23 protein-coding genes and 1 riboswitch are annotated in these 20,314 nt (G+C 38.8%); of the genes, 8 read left to right on the top strand and 15 right to left on the bottom strand.

What is annotated here, in order from left to right; genetic code table 11:
* Positions 1-20: 20 nt before the first annotated feature.
* Positions 21-1,085 (top strand): magnesium/cobalt transporter CorA, encoded by a 1,065-nt coding sequence (gene corA, locus FRX97_RS10695; RefSeq protein ID WP_147015211.1) that lies wholly within the window; start codon positions 21-23, stop codon positions 1,083-1,085.
* On the opposite strand, the gene FRX97_RS10690 is transcribed toward corA, so the two are convergent.
* Both FRX97_RS10690 and FRX97_RS10685 read right to left on the bottom strand, forming a co-directional pair.
* Complete coding sequence (locus tag FRX97_RS10690) at positions 1,082-2,512, bottom strand: mechanosensitive ion channel family protein (protein WP_170227112.1); 1,431 nt, start codon at positions 2,510-2,512, stop codon at positions 1,082-1,084. The two genes, corA and FRX97_RS10690, sit on opposite strands and share 4 nt — an antisense overlap.
* 67 nt (positions 2,513-2,579) lie before the next feature.
* On the bottom strand, positions 2,580-3,398 hold the full coding sequence (locus FRX97_RS10685; protein ID WP_147015209.1) for a mechanosensitive ion channel family protein: 819 nt from the start codon (positions 3,396-3,398) through the stop codon (positions 2,580-2,582).
* Between the two features lie 154 nt (positions 3,399-3,552).
* On the opposite strand from FRX97_RS10685, the gene FRX97_RS10680 reads away from it, so the two are divergent.
* The 7 genes from FRX97_RS10680 (at position 3,553) to FRX97_RS10650 (ending at position 9,599) form a co-directional block, all read left to right on the top strand.
* Positions 3,553-3,996 (top strand): heavy-metal-associated domain-containing protein, encoded by a 444-nt coding sequence (locus FRX97_RS10680; RefSeq protein WP_147015208.1) that lies wholly within the window; start codon positions 3,553-3,555, stop codon positions 3,994-3,996.
* Between the two features lie 29 nt (positions 3,997-4,025).
* Positions 4,026-5,087, top strand: a complete 1,062-nt coding sequence (locus FRX97_RS12305; protein WP_191284425.1) for a globin family protein — start codon at positions 4,026-4,028, stop codon at positions 5,085-5,087.
* 108 nt (positions 5,088-5,195) lie between these two features.
* Positions 5,196-5,531 (top strand): hypothetical protein, encoded by a 336-nt coding sequence (locus FRX97_RS10670; RefSeq protein ID WP_147015207.1) that lies wholly within the window; start codon positions 5,196-5,198, stop codon positions 5,529-5,531.
* Between the two features lie 42 nt (positions 5,532-5,573).
* Entirely contained in the window at positions 5,574-7,133 is a 1,560-nt protein-coding gene (locus FRX97_RS10665) for a SulP family inorganic anion transporter (protein WP_147015206.1), read from the top strand.
* A gap of 70 nt (positions 7,134-7,203) precedes the next feature.
* Complete coding sequence (locus FRX97_RS10660; protein WP_147015205.1) at positions 7,204-7,707, top strand: hypothetical protein; 504 nt, start codon at positions 7,204-7,206, stop codon at positions 7,705-7,707.
* Entirely contained in the window at positions 7,700-9,238 is a 1,539-nt protein-coding gene (locus FRX97_RS10655; RefSeq protein WP_147015204.1) for a sensor histidine kinase, read from the top strand. Before FRX97_RS10660 ends, FRX97_RS10655 begins: the two co-directional genes overlap by 8 nt.
* Entirely contained in the window at positions 9,207-9,599 is a 393-nt protein-coding gene (locus FRX97_RS10650; RefSeq protein ID WP_147015203.1) for a response regulator, read from the top strand. The genes FRX97_RS10655 and FRX97_RS10650 overlap by 32 nt, the downstream gene beginning before the upstream one ends.
* 50 nt (positions 9,600-9,649) lie before the next feature.
* Here FRX97_RS10650 and FRX97_RS10645 read toward each other — a convergent pair whose 3' ends face one another.
* The 13 genes from FRX97_RS10645 to FRX97_RS10585 all read right to left on the bottom strand — a co-directional run bounded on the left by FRX97_RS10645 (position 9,650) and on the right by FRX97_RS10585 (position 20,293).
* Positions 9,650-10,591 carry a DUF4465 domain-containing protein gene (locus FRX97_RS10645; protein ID WP_147015202.1) on the bottom strand — a complete coding sequence of 314 codons (942 nt, stop codon included), beginning with the start codon at positions 10,589-10,591 and terminating at the stop codon, positions 9,650-9,652.
* Between the two features lie 76 nt (positions 10,592-10,667).
* Positions 10,668-10,843: riboswitch (cobalamin riboswitch) on the bottom strand.
* 3 nt (positions 10,844-10,846) lie between these two features.
* Entirely contained in the window at positions 10,847-11,686 is an 840-nt protein-coding gene (locus FRX97_RS10640; RefSeq protein WP_147015201.1) for an ion transporter, read from the bottom strand.
* Complete coding sequence (locus tag FRX97_RS10635) at positions 11,687-12,715, bottom strand: AI-2E family transporter (protein ID WP_147015200.1); 1,029 nt, start codon at positions 12,713-12,715, stop codon at positions 11,687-11,689. It abuts the gene before it with no gap.
* A 3-nt stretch (positions 12,716-12,718) separates the two neighbouring features.
* Positions 12,719-14,323, bottom strand: a complete 1,605-nt coding sequence (locus FRX97_RS10630) for a M1 family metallopeptidase (protein WP_147015199.1) — start codon at positions 14,321-14,323, stop codon at positions 12,719-12,721.
* A 32-nt stretch (positions 14,324-14,355) separates the two neighbouring features.
* Complete coding sequence (locus FRX97_RS10625; protein ID WP_147015198.1) at positions 14,356-14,790, bottom strand: response regulator; 435 nt, start codon at positions 14,788-14,790, stop codon at positions 14,356-14,358.
* 182 nt (positions 14,791-14,972) lie between these two features.
* Positions 14,973-15,287, bottom strand: coding sequence for a DUF6122 family protein (locus tag FRX97_RS10620; RefSeq protein WP_147015197.1), 315 nt, complete (start codon positions 15,285-15,287; stop codon positions 14,973-14,975).
* A gap of 29 nt (positions 15,288-15,316) precedes the next feature.
* Positions 15,317-16,570 (bottom strand): DASH family cryptochrome, encoded by a 1,254-nt coding sequence (locus FRX97_RS10615; RefSeq protein ID WP_147015196.1) that lies wholly within the window; start codon positions 16,568-16,570, stop codon positions 15,317-15,319.
* Positions 16,567-18,123 carry a cryptochrome/photolyase family protein gene (locus tag FRX97_RS10610; RefSeq protein ID WP_223266616.1) on the bottom strand — a complete coding sequence of 519 codons (1,557 nt, stop codon included), beginning with the start codon at positions 18,121-18,123 and terminating at the stop codon, positions 16,567-16,569. Before FRX97_RS10610 ends, FRX97_RS10615 begins: the two co-directional genes overlap by 4 nt.
* Entirely contained in the window at positions 18,086-18,226 is a 141-nt protein-coding gene (locus FRX97_RS10605) for a DUF2256 domain-containing protein (protein WP_147015195.1), read from the bottom strand. The genes FRX97_RS10610 and FRX97_RS10605 overlap by 38 nt, the downstream gene beginning before the upstream one ends.
* Entirely contained in the window at positions 18,226-18,495 is a 270-nt protein-coding gene (locus FRX97_RS10600) for a TIGR03643 family protein (protein WP_147015194.1), read from the bottom strand. The genes FRX97_RS10605 and FRX97_RS10600 overlap by 1 nt, the downstream gene beginning before the upstream one ends.
* Positions 18,479-19,132, bottom strand: coding sequence for a flavin reductase family protein (locus FRX97_RS10595; RefSeq protein WP_170227111.1), 654 nt, complete (start codon positions 19,130-19,132; stop codon positions 18,479-18,481). The genes FRX97_RS10600 and FRX97_RS10595 overlap by 17 nt, the downstream gene beginning before the upstream one ends.
* Position 19,133: 1 nt before the next feature.
* Positions 19,134-19,814 (bottom strand): SDR family NAD(P)-dependent oxidoreductase, encoded by a 681-nt coding sequence (locus FRX97_RS10590; RefSeq protein WP_147015192.1) that lies wholly within the window; start codon positions 19,812-19,814, stop codon positions 19,134-19,136.
* Entirely contained in the window at positions 19,811-20,293 is a 483-nt protein-coding gene (locus FRX97_RS10585; protein WP_147015191.1) for an SRPBCC family protein, read from the bottom strand. The genes FRX97_RS10590 and FRX97_RS10585 overlap by 4 nt, the downstream gene beginning before the upstream one ends.
* Between the last annotated feature and the right edge of the window lie 21 nt (positions 20,294-20,314).

Below are 20,314 nucleotides of genomic sequence, written 5' to 3'. Positions count from 1 at the left end.
GAATTACCAAGAAAAAAATAATGGCTAGATATATCAAATCCGTAAAATCGAAAGCGGGAATTGCTCCAGGAACGCTTTTATACGATGATTATCAGGAAGTTCCGGTTTCTATTGATTGTTATCTCCGGAAAAATGAAAACACGATATTTTCTCAAATTACACTCGATGAAGTTATACCTATAGTCCAAGGTGATGGAAATTTTTGGATTAACATTACTGGAACGCCACCGCTTTCGTGGTATGAAAAGCTTTCTCAGGATTTGGGAATTCACAAACTTACCCTAGAAGATATTTTAAGCTCCAACCAACGGCCAAAAATTGAAAGTTACGAGACCTACAATTTTGTTTCCGTTAAAATGATCTACAAGGCCAAGCAAAAGGGGCAGGGAGCTTTGATGGAGCAGCTGAGTTTAATTGAAACGAATAAAGGTGTAATCACCTTTCAACACACAGAGCTTGATACTTTTTCTGGAATTAGAAGTCGCCTTGAAAATGTCAATACCAGAATTTACAAGTTAGACCCCGATTACATGGTATTCTGTATTCTAGATACTATAGTAGATAACTACATGATTATAACCGAAAAAGTAGGGGCTAGAATAGATAAGTTGGAGGATCAACTGTTATCTGGAGCTAAAATGCCGCACTTTGTCGCGAAATTCAGTGCGCACCAACGGGAGTTAAATGTGCTCCGGAAAAATGTAAGGCCCGTAAAGGAGGTGATGATTCAGATAATGAAGCAAGACAATGTTTGGGTTAAACCAGAGCACTTACCCTTTTATAACGATGTACACGATCATTTACTATTAGTGGTGGAGACCATTGATGCCTACAGAGATTTATTATCCGATCTGTTAAATATCCACTCGACCCAGGTAAACAACTCCATGAACGAGGTAATGAAAACCCTCACTATTTTCTCAGCAATTTTTATCCCAATAACCTTTATTGCAGGGGTTTATGGTACCAATTTCGATTATCTACCTGAGTTACATTACAAATACAGCTACTTTATTTTCTGGTGTGTATTGGTAGTGGTAGCTGGTGCTATGCTTTGGTATTTTAAGCGAAAAAGATGGTTTTAATATTGAATATTTAGCTTTTCTAAGGTGTTTTGTACCTGACGGTAAAGGCTAGACTTAATGCGTTCTAATTTACCCGCGTTTTGGGTATAAGCTGAAATCTTGTATTTCACACGCCCATTGTCCATTTCAGTAATTAGGAGAATAGGCTTTGGGTTATCTACAATGGATTCTGCCTTTAAAGCAGCTTCCACAATCTCTTTTTCTATGTCCCGAAAATGGAAACGGGCATCCAACCAAAACTCGCAGTACACCACCAAGCCCAATTCCTTTTCAGAAGCTGAATAGTTAATAACGTGGGCATCCATCATTTTTGAGTTGGGAAGGGTGATGTATTCGTTAGATCGGGTTTTAATTCTGGTAATAAACAGGTTTTTATCTACCACAACACCAGAGGATTCATCCACCCTAATTCTATCGCCAACCCTAAATGCACGCATGTAGGTGATTAATATTCCGGAAACAAAGTTGGAAAGAGGTTTACTAGCCGATAAAGCAAGGGTGAGCCCCAGTACGGAAAGTACGCCCAGAAAAATTGGGGTGTTAGATCCAGGTAAATGCTGGATAATAAAAACAATGGTGATCAAGTAAATCGTAAAGCGAAGTAGGTTAAAGGTAGGTTTGGCCCATTCAGCATAAAAGCCTTTAAGAACCAATCTTTCACCTTCAATTTCTTTTCTCCAAAATGCTAGGAAGCGAATGAGATACTTAGCTCCTATGATCACCAATACGATAAGGATGAGCTCCGGGAAATAATTAAAAAAGCCCTTTATAAAATCGTTTAATGGGTTAAAAATGTATCCAAATAGCTTATACGCCATTTCTTGGGTATCGGGAAAAAAGCTAAAAACGGTTGGGATAAGAAGATAAACCAAAATAATTACCACCAGTATCCTTAGGGCTTTGAGAAAAAAGCTAACCAATTGAAACAGGCGTTCTTGGTTTAGAACCTCCACATCTTTGTAATGAAGAGGCCTTAGATTAATAAGTTTATCAGTTCGCAATTTTGCTTCAAGCCATTTATATACAAGGTTTACCCCACGGAAAATGAGGTAACTAAGAATAATGATTAATACAATGATGCCAAATTGCTTCAAAGTTTCATATAAGTCATCCATATTAACTTGAGCAGAAGGATTGGCAATGGGGCTCATGCTGGATTTTAAATGCATGGCCATTTCATCAATACTTACGTGATTACCTAAGGTGTCGTCGGGGTAAAGGACAGCAAATGAGTAGTTTACGTATTTTAATTCGGTAAGACTATCTGATTGAGATATGAGTATTTTAATTGGATTAAATCCTTCGGTTCTTTGTAGGGAATCTACTTTGGAGTTTATTGATAGTGCTCTATCCTTGAGTTGAATTAGAGAGTCGGAATAGCTAATAAAAAAGAGCGTATCGCTCTGAACCAGAATTGGTTCTTTCACAACACGCTCTAATTTATTTGGTTTTTGTGCTGCTGCGAAGAAAGCACAAAAGATTAGAAATAAAAAACTAAGACTCCTTAAATAGGTGGATATCTCTCTGCGGATATGGCATTTCAATTTTATTTGCATCAAATTCCTTCTTAATTTTTTCGTACATCTCATAATGTACCGCCCAAAAGTCTCCAGAATTAGCCCAAGCCTTTATGGTAAAATTAACTGAGCTGTCACCTAATTCGGATACATATACCTGGGGGGACGGATCCTTCAATATTCTTGGCTCCGAAGTTAATATATCCATCAATACTTTTTTAGCTTTATCAATGTCATCATCATATCCGATACCTGCAGTAAGTACCATTCTTCTGGTTTCTTCTCTAGAGTAATTGGTTATCGATTCATTGGAAAGTTTACCATTGGGAAGTATAATAACCTGATTATCAAAGGTTTTAATCAGCGTGTAAAATACCTGTATTTCACTAACGGTACCCATAAAGCCTTGAGCCTGAATTACATCTCCAACTTTAAAGGGCTTGAGAAGTAATATAATAACTCCGCCTGCAAAATTCTGAAGGGTTCCGGAAAGGGCCATACCAACGGCCAAACCGGCCGCTGCAATAATTGCTGCAAAGGAGGTCATTTCTATCCCCAAGGTTCCAAGTACCGATACAAATACTAATACCTTTAATAGGGTGCTAACAACACTTGTTAAAAAAGGTTTTAGGGAAGGAGCTACATCTTGCTTATCCAAGGTTTTGCTGAATCCTTTGGTAATCATTTTGGCAACTTTTAAACCTACCCAAAGGATTATTATGGCAACCAAAATTTTGGTTCCGTAGCTTACTATGAGAGGTTTTAAATCGTTAATCCAGTTTGTAACAGTTTCCATGGTGTTTTTTTAGTTAGTTGTCCGCAATTAGCGAAAAATCGCTGAATTTTGAAAGGACTAGAATCATTACAAACCCATGTTAACTAGAATGGTTCTAAATAGATTATTAAAAAATCCTAATCTATAACTGGGGCGTATCTACCAATAAACAGTTATGAAAAAGTGGATTAAAATATCTCTGATTTCCTCAGCAAGCATAATGATAGTACTGGTTGCTATTTTGGCCGTACATATTTATATGGTTACGGGGAATGGTCCTAAGCATCCAACCGCTAATTGGCAATTGGGTAAAATAGATTTCCAGGAACCACTTGACTCTTTGCAAACCGTAAGTGCAAAAAAGGCCATTTGGTCTGTTGCGGGAGTAAAACAGGCGGTATTTCATCCAGAGGGAAAGAATGTAGTTTTTGCCATCAATACCAATGGGGATTTAACCCATGATAAAGTGTACGAACAATTCAGTACAAAAATCGATTTCCAGGCCGAGTTATTTCAACCTTCTGGTGAACAATTAGCTGCCAGTTGCCCTGTAATTGATGAAGAGTCGATTACCTATAAGTTGGGATCCTATTTCCAAAACCTTTTTGCATCCAAATAATAAATCCAAACAACACAAAACCCTTAATTATGAAAATTAGAATTACCAAGGTTGCAATGGCATTAAGCTTGCCAGCGATCTTACTCTCCTCATGTGCAAAGGAAGACGAAGCTCCTAAGACCACCAACAACAACGAACCCTCTATTTATGCGGATTTAGGTGGTAGTGCAATGGTAGATGATCCAGCAAATCCTGGAAACCAGATAGAACAAGGTTATTTAACTCTAAGAAGTGTAGTAGACTCCACCATATTTGTCATTGCCGGAGATGCAGAATTAAACGGGTATTTCGCACCACTTTTAGCAGAGGTAGGATCAGGTGAATTATCTGGATTCGCTAGTTTGAGTTTAAGCCTAACTAACTTCTTTGCTGCTGCAACAGGTGGTGAATTCACCTATAACGGCTTAAACATGGTCGATGCGCACAAACCTTCTACCAATAGAAGAAATGAGTTTTTGGTGAATAATGCTGCTTTCGATGCATTTGTTGGAGCGGTTGTTACCGGTGCAGGTAAAAATGGTGTTCCAGCTAATGCTCCAATAATCGCTAGACTAGGTGCTTTATTGGAAACGCTTCGTGAACCTATTGTTCAGACCACTGCTGATATTTCTGCTCAAACTGATCTTTACAAAAGACTGGGTGGAAATGTAATGGTAGATGATCCGAACAACCCCGGAACAAAGATAGAACAGGGATATTTGAGTTTACGTAGTGTTGTTGATTCTACGATTTTCGTAATCGCTGGAGACGACAGATTAAATCAGGAGTATTTCTCGGTTCTACTTGGAGAAGTAGGATCTGGTGATTTATCTGGATTCAGTGCATTAAGCTTATCTCTTACCAACTTCTTTGCAACTGCAACGGGTGCAGATAATCCAGCGACTGCCTACACTGGTATGGATATGGTATCTGCGCACGATCCATCTATTAATGCTAGAATGGGTGCTGCTGCCGACGATAATGCATACAACGCCTTTGTAGAAGACGTTGTTATTGGTGCCGGTAAAAATGGGGTAGAAGCAAACAGCTCTATCGTAGCAGATTTAGGGGCATTACTAGAAACTCTAAGAGGAGATATCGTTCAGCGTTAAGCTTCCAAATAAGTAAGATTGATTAAAGGTTCACTACGGTGAACCTTTTTTTTTGCTTTTATTTGGATATTTTTGGTCAAAAGGCAATCCATCAAGCCAGTTATTAATATGAAGCAAAAGGTTTTAAATACGCTTATAAGCAATTTGCTTTTGGTGCTGGTGGTTTCCCTATATGTAATTCCTACCCAAGGTTTTACCGCTGGATTATCTTGTGATCTTGAAATAGAAAACCTCATAGATTTCGAAGATTTGTCTGAGGAGGAAGAGAATAAGAGCGAAGAGGAAAAGGAGAGCGATGATAAATTTGGGGACAAATTAAAGTACGTAAACGATCAAAATAGGTCCAAAAATATAGCCTATTTACAACGATTATTACGAGTATCAGGAGACGGAAATCTTTTAAAGTTTTCCATTGAAAATCAAACGCCCCCTCCTGAATTGTAAAAACCAAATTTCAAGTTTTTACAAATTTCATTTTTCAATTTTATGAGTTATTTCAAAGAAGATTTTAAGTACGACTTAACGTCGAGTATTGTAGTGTTTTTAGTGGCCTTGCCACTTTGTTTGGGAATTGCCTTAGCCTCTGAGGCCCCTTTAATTTCCGGTTTAATTTCTGGTATCATAGGAGGTATAATAATTGGTTTTTTCAGTAAGTCTAGTCTCTCTGTTTCCGGTCCGGCGGCAGGTTTAGTTGTAATTGTACTGGATAATGTAGAAGCTCTGGGAGGGTACGAACCCTTTTTGGTTGCGGTAAGTTTAGCTGGTTTATTACAACTGATTCTCGGTTTCGCAAAGGCTGGAATCATAGGGCTTTACTTTCCTACCTCTGTAATCCGAGGAATGCTTGCAGCTATTGGGTTAATTCTAATATTAAAGCAAATCCCTCATTTAGTTGGATTCGATAGCGATGCTTTCGGAGAAATGGAATTCTTCCAGGCCGACGGAAACAATACCTTTTCTGCGATTATAGCCAGTTTAGAAAACTTTAATAATGGAAGTTTTGTGATTGGTATAATCTGTCTTGGTCTGTTAGTGCTTTGGGAAAGTAAGTACATAAAGGGCGTTAAGGCTCTGAAACAAATCCCCGGTTCAGTATTAGCGGTAGCCATTGGTTTAATTTTAAATCAAATCTTTATAAGTTCTGGATCGGCATTAGCCATTGGAAAAGAGCATCTGGTGAGTATTCCTATTCTTTCTGGTGAAGGCGGATTAACTGCTGCTTTAAAGTTTCCGGATTTTTCAGCTTTTTCTAACTATCAAACCTATGTTACCACTATAACTTTGGCAATAGTTGCTAGTTTAGAAACCCTTTTGAGTATTGAAGCGGTAGATAAATTAGACCCGCATAAGAGACACACTCCTAAAAATGCCGAGTTAAAGGCGCAGGGTATTGGAAACTTTGTTTCTGGATTAATTGGAGGACTTCCTATTACTGCGGTAATTGTGCGTTCATCTGCTAACCTAGATTCGGGAGCCAAAACTAAAATGTCTGCTATAATGCACGGTATTTGGTTATTATTAGCGGTTGCATTTTTCCCAACTTTCATGAACCAAATTCCATTGGCCTCTTTGGCGGCAATATTAATTGTGGTTGGATGGAAATTAACCAAGCCGTCGATTTATAAAAAATTATTGGCAGTTGGTCAGCAACAGTTTATCCCATTTGTAGTTACCATTTTAGCTATTCTTTTTACCGATTTATTAATTGGTATTATCATCGGTTTGGTAGTTGGAATTTTCTACATCCTAAGAGCTAACTATAAAGTTCCTTATAATTATTCCACGGGTGAATTTAAAACTGATGATGGGAGAGAGGCTATTAAAATAGAGCTGAGTGAGCACGTTTCTTTCTTAAATAAAGCCAGATTGCAAACCACTTTAGATGGGCTTCCAAATGGCTGCCATGTAATGATAGACGGTTCTAGATCTAAGGAAATTGAGTTCGATGCCATGGAGGTTATCGAAGAGTTTAGAATAAATGCTCCTGAGCGAGATATTGTGGTAAGTGTTAAGGATCTTCCTGGTGGAAAAGGAAGAATGGCCTAAAGCTTAAACGATAAATTAAAATTTCGGGGATAGATTTCATTAATTTTATCCCCGAAATTATTTTAGGACTTTGAATCAGATTGCAGAATTTTTTAGCAAGTTGTTTTCTACCGAATCCTGGCCACCGAGATGGAGATGTGGAGATTGGACGGCATTTGAAGGGTGGGTGCAAATAATCAGCGATTTATTCATTTGGCTTGCCTATTTTCTAATCCCGGTGGTTTTAGTTTTAATAATAAGAAACAGACCAAGTTTTAGATTTACGCCGCTAGTATGGTTGTTTGCAGCCTTTATCGTTAGCTGTGGGCTTACCCATTTAATGGATGCTATAGTGTTCTGGCACCCCATGTATCGCTTGATGGGCTTGCTAAAATTGGTGACAGCAATTACAAGTCTTCTAACTCTTGTTTATTTAATTAAAGATTTACACTTATTACTTCCCGATCTGGGAAAAGACCAAGACTCGGTTACCATCCCTTCAGAGGAATACAAAAGACTAAAAAACACATCCAAACAACTTAAGGATGAAAATGAAGTCTTAAAGGAAATTATCAAGGGGTATAAGGATGCTTAAAACCAGCCAAGCCAATAAATATTCGTGGATCTCATTTTTTGTGTTGCTCTTCATCCACGTTTTGCTTGTTGTTGGAATTTTTGTGGGAGACTTATTGATTGAAGAGATTCCCGCTATATCCGTACTGTACACAATCGCAGTATTCTATTGCTGGGTATATAAAAAGCGGTGGATTACCATGGTAACCGCATTGGTATGTACTCTTTTAATACTGATAACAGTTGGTTTGTCCATAAACCCATTAAAGCCTGATGATTTAGATCCCATATCAGCGGTACTCAGTATTCTTCCACTTTGGTTGATTACGGGTTTAATAATGTTCTCTACAAAGGCAATGGATGCTCTGGAGATGGCGAGAATAAACCAGCACCTCAAGGTTAGAAATAAAACCATACAGTTCAAAAAGTTAGAAAAGGAGTTTCACGAAATGTTAGATAGCATGGTGAAATCTTCTGTAATGCGCTTGAGCAAAAAGGGGATAGTAGAAACCTGGCCAAAAAGTGCTGAAGTAGCTACTGGCTACAAAGCCGAAGAGATTATAGGACAGTCATATGAAATATTTTTCCCAAAAGGTGACAGGGAACTTCAACTTCCTCAAAAGTTTTTGGCTCATGCTTTATTCAACAATAAATCTTTAGCAGAGGGGTGGATAGTTACCAAAGCAGGAGGTAGGTTTTGGGCTGCGGCGTCCTTATTTGCCATGAAAGATCAATTAGGCTATGTTTCGGGCTTTACCTTAGTTGTACACGACCTTAGTTATCGTTTAAAAAATGAGGAATTAAAAAGGCAAAATGCGGTTTTAGAATCTAGGCGAAAGGAGATGGGGCAGTTTGTATTTGTTGCGTCACATGATTTAAAAGAACCTCTTCGCAACCTTAAATCCATAGCCTTAACCTTGGACCGAAAGTTGGATGTTGCAGGTAAAGACCCCTTAATAGCGCAATTAATAAGCTACCTCAAGTCGGAATCGGAACGCGCAGAGGACTTAATAACAGGGCTTACGGAATACGCAAACCCAGGTTGGAACCAAAATGTAGAGCAAATAAATCTGGCTGAAATGGTTGCGCTGGTAATTACACAGGTGAATAGGCAATTTCATAAAACTGAGGTTAAAGTAATTGGCCTTGATACCTTACCTCATGTGGAGGCACCAAAGGCTGAAATTAAGACGTTATTCAATCAGCTTATTACCAATGCTTTCAAGTTTGGAGCTGTAGATAATATCTTAACCCTTTCATTTTCATCTAAAACCCTGGGTGATAAATGGGTAATTGGTATTTCGGATAATGGCCAGGGTATTGTAGAAGATGCAAGAGAAAAAATCTTTGCGCCTTTTCAAATTGCCAATAAATCTCGAAAAAACAAGTTGGGTAGAGGTTTGGGTTTAGCTATTTGTAAAAAAATAGTGGAAAATATGTTTGGGGAAATATGGCTGGACAGTACATACAATGAGGGGTGTAAAATAGTATTTAGCTTACCTGTAAATTTAAAATCGATTTATGCCTTTAACGAGGATAATGCTGGTAGATGATGACAATGTGGTGAACCTGATAAATAGGGTTTTACTCAATGATTTTCTGCCCAGTGCTGATATTCTTACTTATAATTCATCGGTGGATGCCATTGCATTTTTAAAGGCTAATTCCACTAAGCCTGAGGTTTTGCCACAACTTATATTGTTGGATCTTAATATGCCAGAAATGGATGGCTGGGAATTTTGTGTTGCCTTTGAAAAAATATTTCAGGATGACAGTGAGATTATACCAGATATAAAATTTTTATCCACTAGTTCCCATCCGGAGGATATGGTGAAATCCTTAAGATTTAAATCTGTTTCTGAGTACCTGATAAAACCGCTTTCTGTTGAAGAAGTTGAAAGAAGGTTTAAATAAAAAAGGGAAACCCAAATGGATCTCCCTTAAGCTTAAAAAGATTCCTTTTTCTATTGAATAACCAATTTACTTACCGCAGTTCCTAGCTGTACAAAATAAACACCTGGCTGAAGGGTTGAAACATCTTCTTTTCTGTTGGTTGCAATGTTTTTAACCAATTTCCCTTCAGCGTTAAGAATGAAGGCTGGTTGGTTTTTTCCGTCTTCAATAAGAATATAATCCTGAGCTGGATTTGGATAGACATTCACAGTCAAATCCTGCTTATCAAAAATTCCTACGCTTCCATTTTCAACGGTAAAATCGTCTATAGCAAAGAAGTAAGGGGTGTTAGGACCAAAGGATCCAACGTCGGTTGTTTCTAATGTAAATAATATGGAATCTGCATTCCCGAAATTAGTGAGATCTACCCATTCCCAATCCTTTAGGATGTAGTCTTGTTGGTTATCAGAAAAACGGTAGTCCGCTAGGTAAGCCACAACCGAATCGGCACCTAAAATTCCTTGAGAATATGCCTTAACCACTAACCTGAAATAATCTGGATCGTTTCCGGTATCTCCTCCAAATCGCTTTGAAAACTGGTTTCCGTCTTTAACTACGTGGTATGCATAGGTTGTGTTGGTAAGGTAAAAGCCTTTTACGGTTCTGTTTTGAGCTTCCCCTTTTATTTTAATTACACTGTTGTGTTTAGCTACAGCAAAGCTGTTTGACATGTACCCAGAACCCGTGATATTTCCATATAGATTTGAAAAATCACCTGTGCTGGAGTCGGATATGTTAGTAATAGCAAATCCGTTGCTCCAGTAGCCGCCCCAGGCTGTGTCGTAATAATTTGGAAATATGGCAGATCCAGATTCGTAGGTAGTTCCCAGAGGAGATTCCGATCCATTTAAAAGAGAATCGCCACTTAAAACGTCTTCGAAAGTGGAGATGGTTTGACCAATTAGCCAAAATGAGCACAGAAGTACAGCAAGAGTAAGTAGTACTTTTTTCATATGTGTTGTTTATTAATTACAAAAAACAACGCACTACCAAGCAACAGGTGCAAGTTGGTTTTTATCCCGAAAACCCCTTGTAATGCTAGAAATGGCAGGTCTTCTGACTTTCTTACTCTGCATGCCTTCCCGAGAAATCAGTGGCTTAAAAAATGCAGGCTTTTATTAAGATTACAGCAGCGGGAACTGTTGACGATTTTCACATCATTCCCTTTTAATCTCCATTGGAGAACCAAATCTGCCGCGAAAATAGAATTATTTCTTATCGGAAAGTGATTTTCCACAACGATGGCAATATTGCGCTTCGGGATTTATAATTTCTGTAGCACAACCCTTACATGTTCGTAGCAATTTGCGAGCATCTTGATTTTGACTTTGCCTTACAATATCAGCAGTCACCAAGCCGGTAGGAACAGCAATTACTCCGTAACCTAAAATCATTAAAATCATTGCTAAAAACTGACCAAGCGGAGTAACAGGGGATATATCGCCATATCCAACGGTGGTTAAGGTCACTACCGCCCAGTATACCGACCTGGGAATACTGGTAAATCCACTGTCTGCACCTTCAATTACGTACATGGTGGCGCCAATAATTGTGCAACTAATTAAGACGTAGCTGAGGAATACGGTTATTTTATTCATGCTAGCCTTTAGAGATCGTAGAAGATTGCTAGCTTCTCCAATAAATTGTACCAACTTAAGAACGCGAAATATTCTTAAAAGTCTTACTGCGCGTAGGATGGCGAATGCTGCAGCTCCAGATACAAACAATTCGAGATAGGTGGGGAGGATGGAGAAGAAATCTATTAGTCCGAAAAAGGAAAAGATGTATTTCTTTTTGTGTTCGCTAGCCCAAATGCGAAGAATATATTCCAGGGTAAACAAAATGGTGATTATCCACTCGATTGTGTACAGTACACCGTGATACTTTTCTGAAATCGTTGAAACACTCTCGAGCATAACAACGACCACAGATATTAAAATCGCGATGAAAAGCCCTATATCAAAAAGCTTACCCAATTTAGTGTCAGCACCAAATATTACGATGTAAATAAATCGTTGAAACTTTGATTTTCCTTCCTGTTCGCTCATCTATATTTCGGCGTTTTCAGATAGTAAAATGGCAATTTTTTTGGTACTTGGAAATGCGGCACAGGTAATAACAATCCCTACGGTTATCGGTACACTTAGTATCATTCCGGTAACTCCCCAAATTGCGCCCCAAAAAGTTAAGGATAATATTACCACCAGTGCACTCAAATTTAAAGAGTCGCCCATTACTTTGGGTTCCACAACGTTACCAACAATCACCTGAATAGCCCCAACAACACCTAGCACCAAAAACATTTGATTGAGGTCGTTAAATTGCAGTAAGGCAAAAAATGCTGGAAATAGCGTACCAATAAGAGATCCAATGTTAGGTATAAAATTGAGAAGAAAGATTAATATGGCCCAAAACATTGCTGCGTCTACCCCAATAAAGAGTAAGGCAAAATAACTCAATCCACCCGTGATTAAACTAACCACCGTTTTAAGGGAGATGTATTTTCCTACCGATTTATCTATTTTCCTTAAAATGTCTTTTATCCGTAAATAATCCTCCTTTTCTGGGTAAAGCGCCTTAATTTTCTTCTGAAATACCCGTTCCTCAAGTAAAAGGAAAGTTAGGTATAGGATAATAAGAACGGCATTGCTAATAATATCTGAAAGGGAATTAATCACCAGCTCTATAATTCCAGCAAAGTCAATTGAAGAGGCATATTCCGAAAGTGTGTTTTTGTAATCTACCCCAACGTATTTTTCTAGTTCTAAACCAATATTCTGTAACTCCTTTTCGTAATCAGGTAAAGAAGAGCTCAGGTTTTTAATATTGTGGATTAGAATTTTACCAGTAGCGGTTAAAACAATTCCTATTAACACACAGGCAGAAACACTTAATACTCCAGATGGAATGTGTTTTTTGACCCATGAAATTTCCTGCGCTGCTTCTCGCAGTTCCTTAATGATAAACCATAGTAATACGCTTAAAATGAAGGGGATAATTAAGGATTGACCATAAATTAAGGTGATTACAATAACTACAGTAGTAAGTAAAGCGGCAGCTACACTTTTAATATCCATGTTTTATAAGTATTGTTTTCTGTATACCAGGTAGTAATTGGGGTTCGGGGTAAGTGACTCTACCGCTTTTTCCAATTTCAACTTTGCTTTTTTGGTGCCAACTGTAATTTCATGAATTTCACCGTTTACCGTAAGTTTTAAAGGAATTTGAAAACCCTTTTCTACGTTTTTAAAGCTCAAAAACACCTTGTTTTTCTTAAATCCATAATGTAATTCTGGAATTTTTGTGGTCCTTAAATAGGTGTTGAAAAATCCCTCCAAATCTAAGCCCGTTTTTTCCGCTAAAAATTGTTCTACCTGATAGCTAGAGACCGTTTGATGATAGAAAGTTGCATTTAATTCCCGCAAAATGGACCTCCACTTTTCGGTGTCATTTACCATGGTTCTTAGAGTGTGTATAATGTTTGCACCCTTGAAATACATATCTCCAGAACCAGGCTCATTCGCGTTGTAATCACCGATAATGGGTTTGTCATTCGCTATTTTACTGCGTGTTCCAATTACATATTCCGCGCCCGCGCTATCCCCAAAAAAGTATTCTAAAAAAAGCGATTCGCTGTAGGAGGTAAATCCTTCATGAATCCACATGTCGGCACGGTTTTTATGCGTTATGCTATTGGCAAACCACTCGTGCCCGCTTTCATGGATAATGATGAAGTCGAATTTTAACCCCCAACCAGAGCCACTTAAATCTCTACCCAAATATCCATTTTTGAACTGATTTCCATAGGTAACACAGCTTTGGTGCTCCATGCCCAAATAGGGGACTTGCACCAGTTTGTAGCCATCTTCATAAAATGGATAAGCACCGAACCAGTATTCCAATGCTTCTATGGTTCTTTGGGCATCCATAAACTGAATTTTCGCCTTTTCGATGTCTCGGGGAAGTACGTAGTAGGTGGCATCTAATGTGCCTTTCTCGCCTTTTAGGTCTTCTTTGAAATAAGTGTAATTACCCACACTCAAATTAACCCCGTAATTATTGATAGGGTTGGTTACTTTCCAAGTAAATTTCCTTTTGTTATCAGGGAGATCCTCAACCGTAGTTAACCTCCCATTAGCCACACCGGTATAAGGTTTCTTACAAATTATGGATACAGTAACTGAGTCTGCCTCATCGAGGGGGTGATCTTTGCAAGGCCACCATATACTGGCGCCTTTGTCCTGACAAGCAGATGCAATCCAGTCGTAACCTTCTTTATCCTTTGTAAATACGATGCCAGATTCCCATGGAGCTATTTTTGGCACATGCGGTTTTCCATTAAATTTTAATTCCAAATGGTTTAAACCAGGTTTAGCTTCGAAATTTATGAGGTAGTGGTCATCCACACGCTTAGGAAGAACAATCTTTTCGTTGGCCTTAACCTCTGTAATTTGCATAGGTTCCTGCAAATCTATCTGTAGGGTTTGCATCCCAACCTTACTTCCGGCATCAAGCGTTATAACATTGATTCCACTAATGCTGGAATCGCTCGGAAAGGCTTCAACGGTTAAATCGTAGTGCACCACATCCCACCAAGATCTATATTGATTATAGGTGGGATCTTTAGGTTCTTGAGCAAATAGAGTGGAGCTCAGTAAAAGAAAAAGGGGTAAAAAGGCTTTCATACATTTACTTTCTACGGTAAATGTAAGACCTCTTAAAATATTTGTCCCGGAAAATATTTAGAAACTAAACCGCTTAGTTTGGATTTGGACAAGGGTTTGCTGATGAATGCCTGAATTTCTGGTTGTTCAGCGGCTCTTTGCCTGTCTTGTGGGTTATCGCTTGTGGTTAGCATAACAACCACGCTGCCCTCGGTTAAATTTTTAGGAAGACGTTTAAACTGCTCAATGAATTCCCATCCATTCATCCGTGGCATGTTGATATCCACAAATATTAAATCGGGTTTATCGTGGCTGGCACCTTGAAACATTCCTGTCTTCGAGATATAATCTAAGGCATCCTGGGCTTTAGCAGCCACCTGAATGTGCGCTGTAATTCCAACCTTTTTGATGATGGTTCCATTTAAGAAATTGCTCGCCGGATCATCGTCGATCAGTAATATACTCCCTAGTTTATCGCCTGCAGTCATTGTGTTCAAAATGGTTTTAACTCACTAAAGTGTGCAAACCCTAATTGAATTTGCAAAATGTTCGACCAAGCTAAAAATTTTTCGATTGAAGTATGACCAACAGTCGCTATTCTTTACCTAGACTCCCAATTTCTGATGCATCTCAACAACTAGGCCCTTCAAGCATCAACCACTTTAGTTGATTAAAGCCCCTGCAAGAAACAATCTAAGCCATCGGTTAACATGTGTAGCGACAAGCCTAGGCCAATTAATCGAGTTTTAGGAAGTAGGAAAAGAATAACATAAATAGGAAATGCATAGTAGCTATGTAAGGGATGAAAATTTATAGAACAACGGTTTGGATCGAAAATGGGTGAAGCGAGTAGGTGGTCTAAATCTACCAGCATGGTTGAAAGCAATATTAACCACGCATTTTTCCAGATTTTGGACCAGAAAATTCTTGCTAGAATTCCAGGAAATAACAGGTGAAGAAAGTAGTGAATAAGGGTAGCGAGCACAATTGAAGCTTTGGGCAAATATAACTGGCTTATAGCCTATTAAGCCAGTAAGACCGGTATTTTCCGTCTGGATCGTAGTGTGCAGCCTGCCATTCTATATCGAAAATTTTCTTTTTTCCATCTGAAAAAACTCCAGCTATATATTGCCAATTCCCCCAATTAGCGCTAGGGTCGTAGTCAATTAACTGCTTCTCGAAATAAGCAGCTCCAGCGTCCCAGGGCTGCCCCAATTCGTGAATTAGGAAACTTGCCACATTTTGTCGCCCCCTGTTACTCATAAATCCAGTTTGATTCAACTCAATCATGTTGGCGTCCACAAAATCATTACCGGTTTCACCTTTGCACCACTTTTGAAATAATTTTTTGTTCCATTTTGGGTTTAATTCTACACCTGAAACTCCTTGTGAAACAAACATTTTACTGCCATATAATTCTGCGCAATACCTGAAGTATTCTCGCCAAACCAGCTCGAAAAACAACCAATAAGTTGATTCATTCGCTTGATTTTCTTCCTCGTATTTCTTTAACTCGTGGTAAATTCTCACGGGTGATATATTTCCAAAAGCAAGGAAAGGAGAAAGTTTAGAGCTATAATCCTCGCCGAGCATTCCGTTTCGGGTTTGCTTATAACTGCTCACTTTTTTAGAAGCATGTAGATAGTAGTGCAGGCGCATTTGAGCGGCAATTTCACCTCCTGGTAAAGAGAGCGCTCCGTATTTTGCACGACCCATGGTATCTGGAAAAGGATCTGACTTTAATTTTTGATTATTTCCAGGAAATGAGAGAGGAGTAGAAAGAGTAGGACGAATGTTTAGATGTCGCTCCACCTTTTTTCTAAATCCACTGAAACCCTTCGGGAACATATCCATGGAAAAGGGAAGTTGATCTATTAAATTCCCATCTCGTCTTTGGTGTATGGTAAGGGTTTGACCAACTTCTTGAAGCTCATTTCTTTCCCAAATTGCAGGTTCTGAACTGCAAACCAATTCTCTGATCCCGAGTTCTTTACAGGTAATTGGAATGATTTCTGAGGGTTTCCCTATTTTAAAAGTAAGCGCTGCACCTTTATTATTTAATTCAGTTTGAAGCGTTGTAAGGGATTCAACCAAAAAGGCTAAACGCCAAGTGCCCATTCTCGGAAAACTCCATGCGGTATCTTCAAATTGACTTGGGTCTAAGACATAGATGTAATGGAGTTCATCATAGTTATTTACCGCGAAATTTAGAGATGGATTATCATCCAACCTGTGGTTATTTCTAAACCAATACAATCCTTTTTTCATAGGGATTCAATGTTTTTAAGGTGTAATTCAGCTTGGTTTAGAATGTCTTCCTGGTTTTCCATTTTGTTCCAAACCTTGTACATCATACCCATCCTTGGGTTGTTCTGTAGTTTATCTTGGTTTCGGTTTATAAAGTGCCAGTAAAGACTGTTAAAAGGGCAAGCTTTATCACCAATTTTAATCTTCCTATCGTATTGGCAGTTTACACAGTGGTCGCCCATTTTATGCATATAGGATGCGCTAGAAACATAGGGTTTAGTCCCCACAATTCCACCATCGGCGTATTGGCTCATGCCGCGCGTGTTGGTGATCTCCACCCATTGAAAAGCATCCATGTATATGCCTAGGTACCAATCATCAACCTCGTCGGGATTTATGCCCGCCAAAGCGCAGAAGTTACCCGTTACCATAAGGCGTTGGATATGGTGCGCATAGCCATGCTTTAAAGATTGATTTATCGCCCTTTTTAGGCATTGCATCTTTGTTTTACCAGTCCAAAAATATCTTGGGAGCTTTCGCTGAGCGCTTAGGTGGTTTAAGCTTTCGTATTGAGGCATTTCTCTCCAGTATATACCTCTCATAAACTCTCTCCATCCTAAAATTTGGCGTATAAATCCTTCAGCTTGAGATATGTCAATGGTATCCTGGTTGTTTCTCCAGTGGCTTTCAATCCGTTTTAAAATCCATTTTGGAGAAAGCATTTTTAAATTTAGAGAAAAGGAAATCCTGCTGTGATAGATACTCCAGAACTCCTCGCTAAGTGCATCTTGGTAATCCCCAAAATGAGGTAAAAGGTATTCTAAAAAGTAATCGAATAATTGTATCGATTCTTGCTTATTAATCGGCCAGCTAAACCGTCTGGGGTCGATTTCACCCAGGGTTTTAACATTCTGTTCTAGAACTTCCTTATAAACCTGCTCCACATTATGCTCGAAAAGAAGTGGAGGTGGAGGGGTATGCTTTTTGGGCAATTTCTTGCGGTTGTATGCATCGTAGTTCCATTTACCCCCAGCCGGATTCTCACCATCCATAAGTACTTGATGTTTGTTTCTCAAGTGTCGGTAAAAGGATTCCATTAAGGTTTGCTTCTTACCTGCAAAGAATTCTTTTAGCTCGGTCTTTTTAGTTATAAAGTGCTCTGAATCAAAAAAATGGATATTTTTATTTAAAGTAGATTTTAGATTAAGAAAATATACTTGTAATCGGTACTCATCAGGTTCTTGTATTTCAATCTCCTTTATTTTAAACCGGTTGATTAGGAACCTTAAATTTTCTCCAAAGTCTTGTTTATTTATGGAGTCGCTAATTTTTAGGTAGACAACCTTGTGTCCAGCATTTTGGAGTTGTTCAGCAAATTGTCTCATGGCGGTGAAAATTCCCACCACCTTTTGGATGTGATGTTTTACATAGTCCGTTTCGGAACGGATTTCCATTAAGACATAAAGGTTATCTGCATTTAATTCTTTGAACCATGAATGGTCCGCATTTAATTGATCGCCGAGGATAAGTCTAAGCTTAGTATGCTTGCTTTTTATGTCGTCTACATTTTTCACTGCAATACTTTATCTCCTCCCAAATCTTTTCCCACTTCTTCCGCCATTGAAATGGCCTATTGCAAATGGGGCACATTTTGGTGGGAAGATGTTGTTTTTTCATCAAGTGATTTTATTGTTGCTAATTGCCCTTTGTCGACTGCATTTAAATCTACCCTCAACAAAGGAACGCTTAGCCAAATGTTTTGTATTTCGTCCACTTACACGTTTTCTCCATAACCTAAAGCTAGATGGCTTTAGGTGTTTACGCATAAGCTTTATCACCTCCTTTTCATCTATATCAAATTGGAATGCGATGGCATCAAAGGGAGTTCTATCTTCCCAGGCCATTTCTATCACTCTATTCAATTCTCTTTCAGACAATGGCTTCATGGTAATTGAATTCTGGAATTTCTGTAGGTCTGGCATACGGGAAAATCGCTCCTTTATCTGTGTTATGGTAGCGATTTAGCCCAGAAATAGTTTGGATATCCATTCTTGCTAAATCCAGCATTCCATTGCTGTGCAAAAAGCTATCGTCGATTATGATTTTTTCAACTTCTCCAACTATCAAACGAGTACTGTTTGCTTTAATGAGTATATCGTCCTTTAGGCTTAGTGCCATTTTTATCGGGGATTCTCTAACAAAAGGTGCTAGAAAGTCCTGTGAAAACTCTCTGCCAAAACCACAGGTATCAAATTCCGATTGGTATTTTTCGAATTTAGCCGAGGTGAAATGAGCTCTAGCCTTCATTTCATTTGTAATGGCGTTAATAGTGTATTTACCCGTTTCCAGAATGTTTTGATAGGTATGCCGGGGTACCACATTTGGACGTACGATAAGGCCTACAAAAGCTGGGTTGGAACCTAGGTGGGTAACTGAGGAAAAAACAGCCAAATTATCCTGGCCATTCTTGTCTGTGGTTCCTACCAAATTTGCCGATTTAAAACCGGTAACACTGTTAATGAGATTTAGTCTGAATATCTTATTCATGTCTTTAATCTCCGAGGAATCTATGGATCTGGTCATACTAGAGTTTAATTGTGGATAGGCCACCATCAACTCTCAGTGTCTGTCCGGTTATATTTTTTGCTTTAGATGAAATTAAAAAGGCAGCTAGAGCGGCAATTTCCTCACTTTGGATAACCCGTTTCATTGGATGTCTAGCACCTAATTTCTCGTAGGCTTCTTCATTCCGTAGGAGGGAAGAGGCTAATGGAGTATCTGTAACTGTTGGAGCAATCGTGTTTACCCTAATAGTAGGGGCAAATTCTGCGGCCAAAGACCTGCCCAATCCTTCAACCGCAGCTTTGGAAGCGGCAACTGATGCGTGGAAAGGCATACCCTGTGCCACCGCCACTGTGCTAAAGAGCAGAATGGAGCTGTTTTCTCCCTTCTTAAGTGCCTTGAAATAGTGTTTGATGGTTTTTACCGCGCCCAGTACATTGATTTCAAAATCAGCTTTAAAGTCTGCTTCATCTAAACTTCTGATAGGCTTTAAATTGATAGAACCTGGACAATAAATCAAGGCGTCTAGCTTTGAAATTTCAGGTAGTTCGTCCTTGATTATGTCCAACTTGTGATGCGTCGAATCACCCAGATATTCGGGTTCCTCTCTACTTATGGTAATAACTTCGTACTCTTCCTTTATTTCATTGAAAATAGCAGCACCAATCCCGTGGGAGGCCCCTACAATGAGTAGTTTTTTCATGTGGACTTAAATTTTTTGATTAATACCTGTGTTCTGTATTCAAAAATTTTCTTCAACTGAGGTTTGATTAGCAAAGGATGAAAAAGTCGTCCCAAAGCCCCTAAAGGCAGTTTGTACGACACTCGGTCGGTCATTAGAACTCCATTTTCGTGTTCCTCAAAATGGTGCTCGTGATGCCACATGGCATAGGGACCAAATCTTTGTTCGTCTACGAAAAAATTGGGTTTACTGACATGAGTTATCTCCGTAACCCAGTTGCTTTTAATTCCCGGTAGTAATCCTATTCGGTAGGAAATAATTTGTCCTGGAAACATGGACTCCGTTATTTTGGAGGTGATTTTAAAACCCATGTGTTCAGGGGTGATTTTAGCGAGATTTTTCGGTGATGAGAAGAATTCCCAAGCTTCATCAATGGAAATTGGAATAACAAGTTTCGTTTGCAGCGTGTAAATTCCGGAGTGTGAAGAAAACTGAATCATTGGTAATTGTTGTACCTACAT

This window comes from Luteibaculum oceani (assembly GCF_007995015.1).
Lineage (GTDB): Bacteria > Bacteroidota > Bacteroidia > Flavobacteriales_D > Luteibaculaceae > Luteibaculum > Luteibaculum oceani.
The sequence above is the reverse complement of the archived record's forward strand: the minus strand, read 5'-3'. Positions and strand labels throughout refer to the sequence as shown.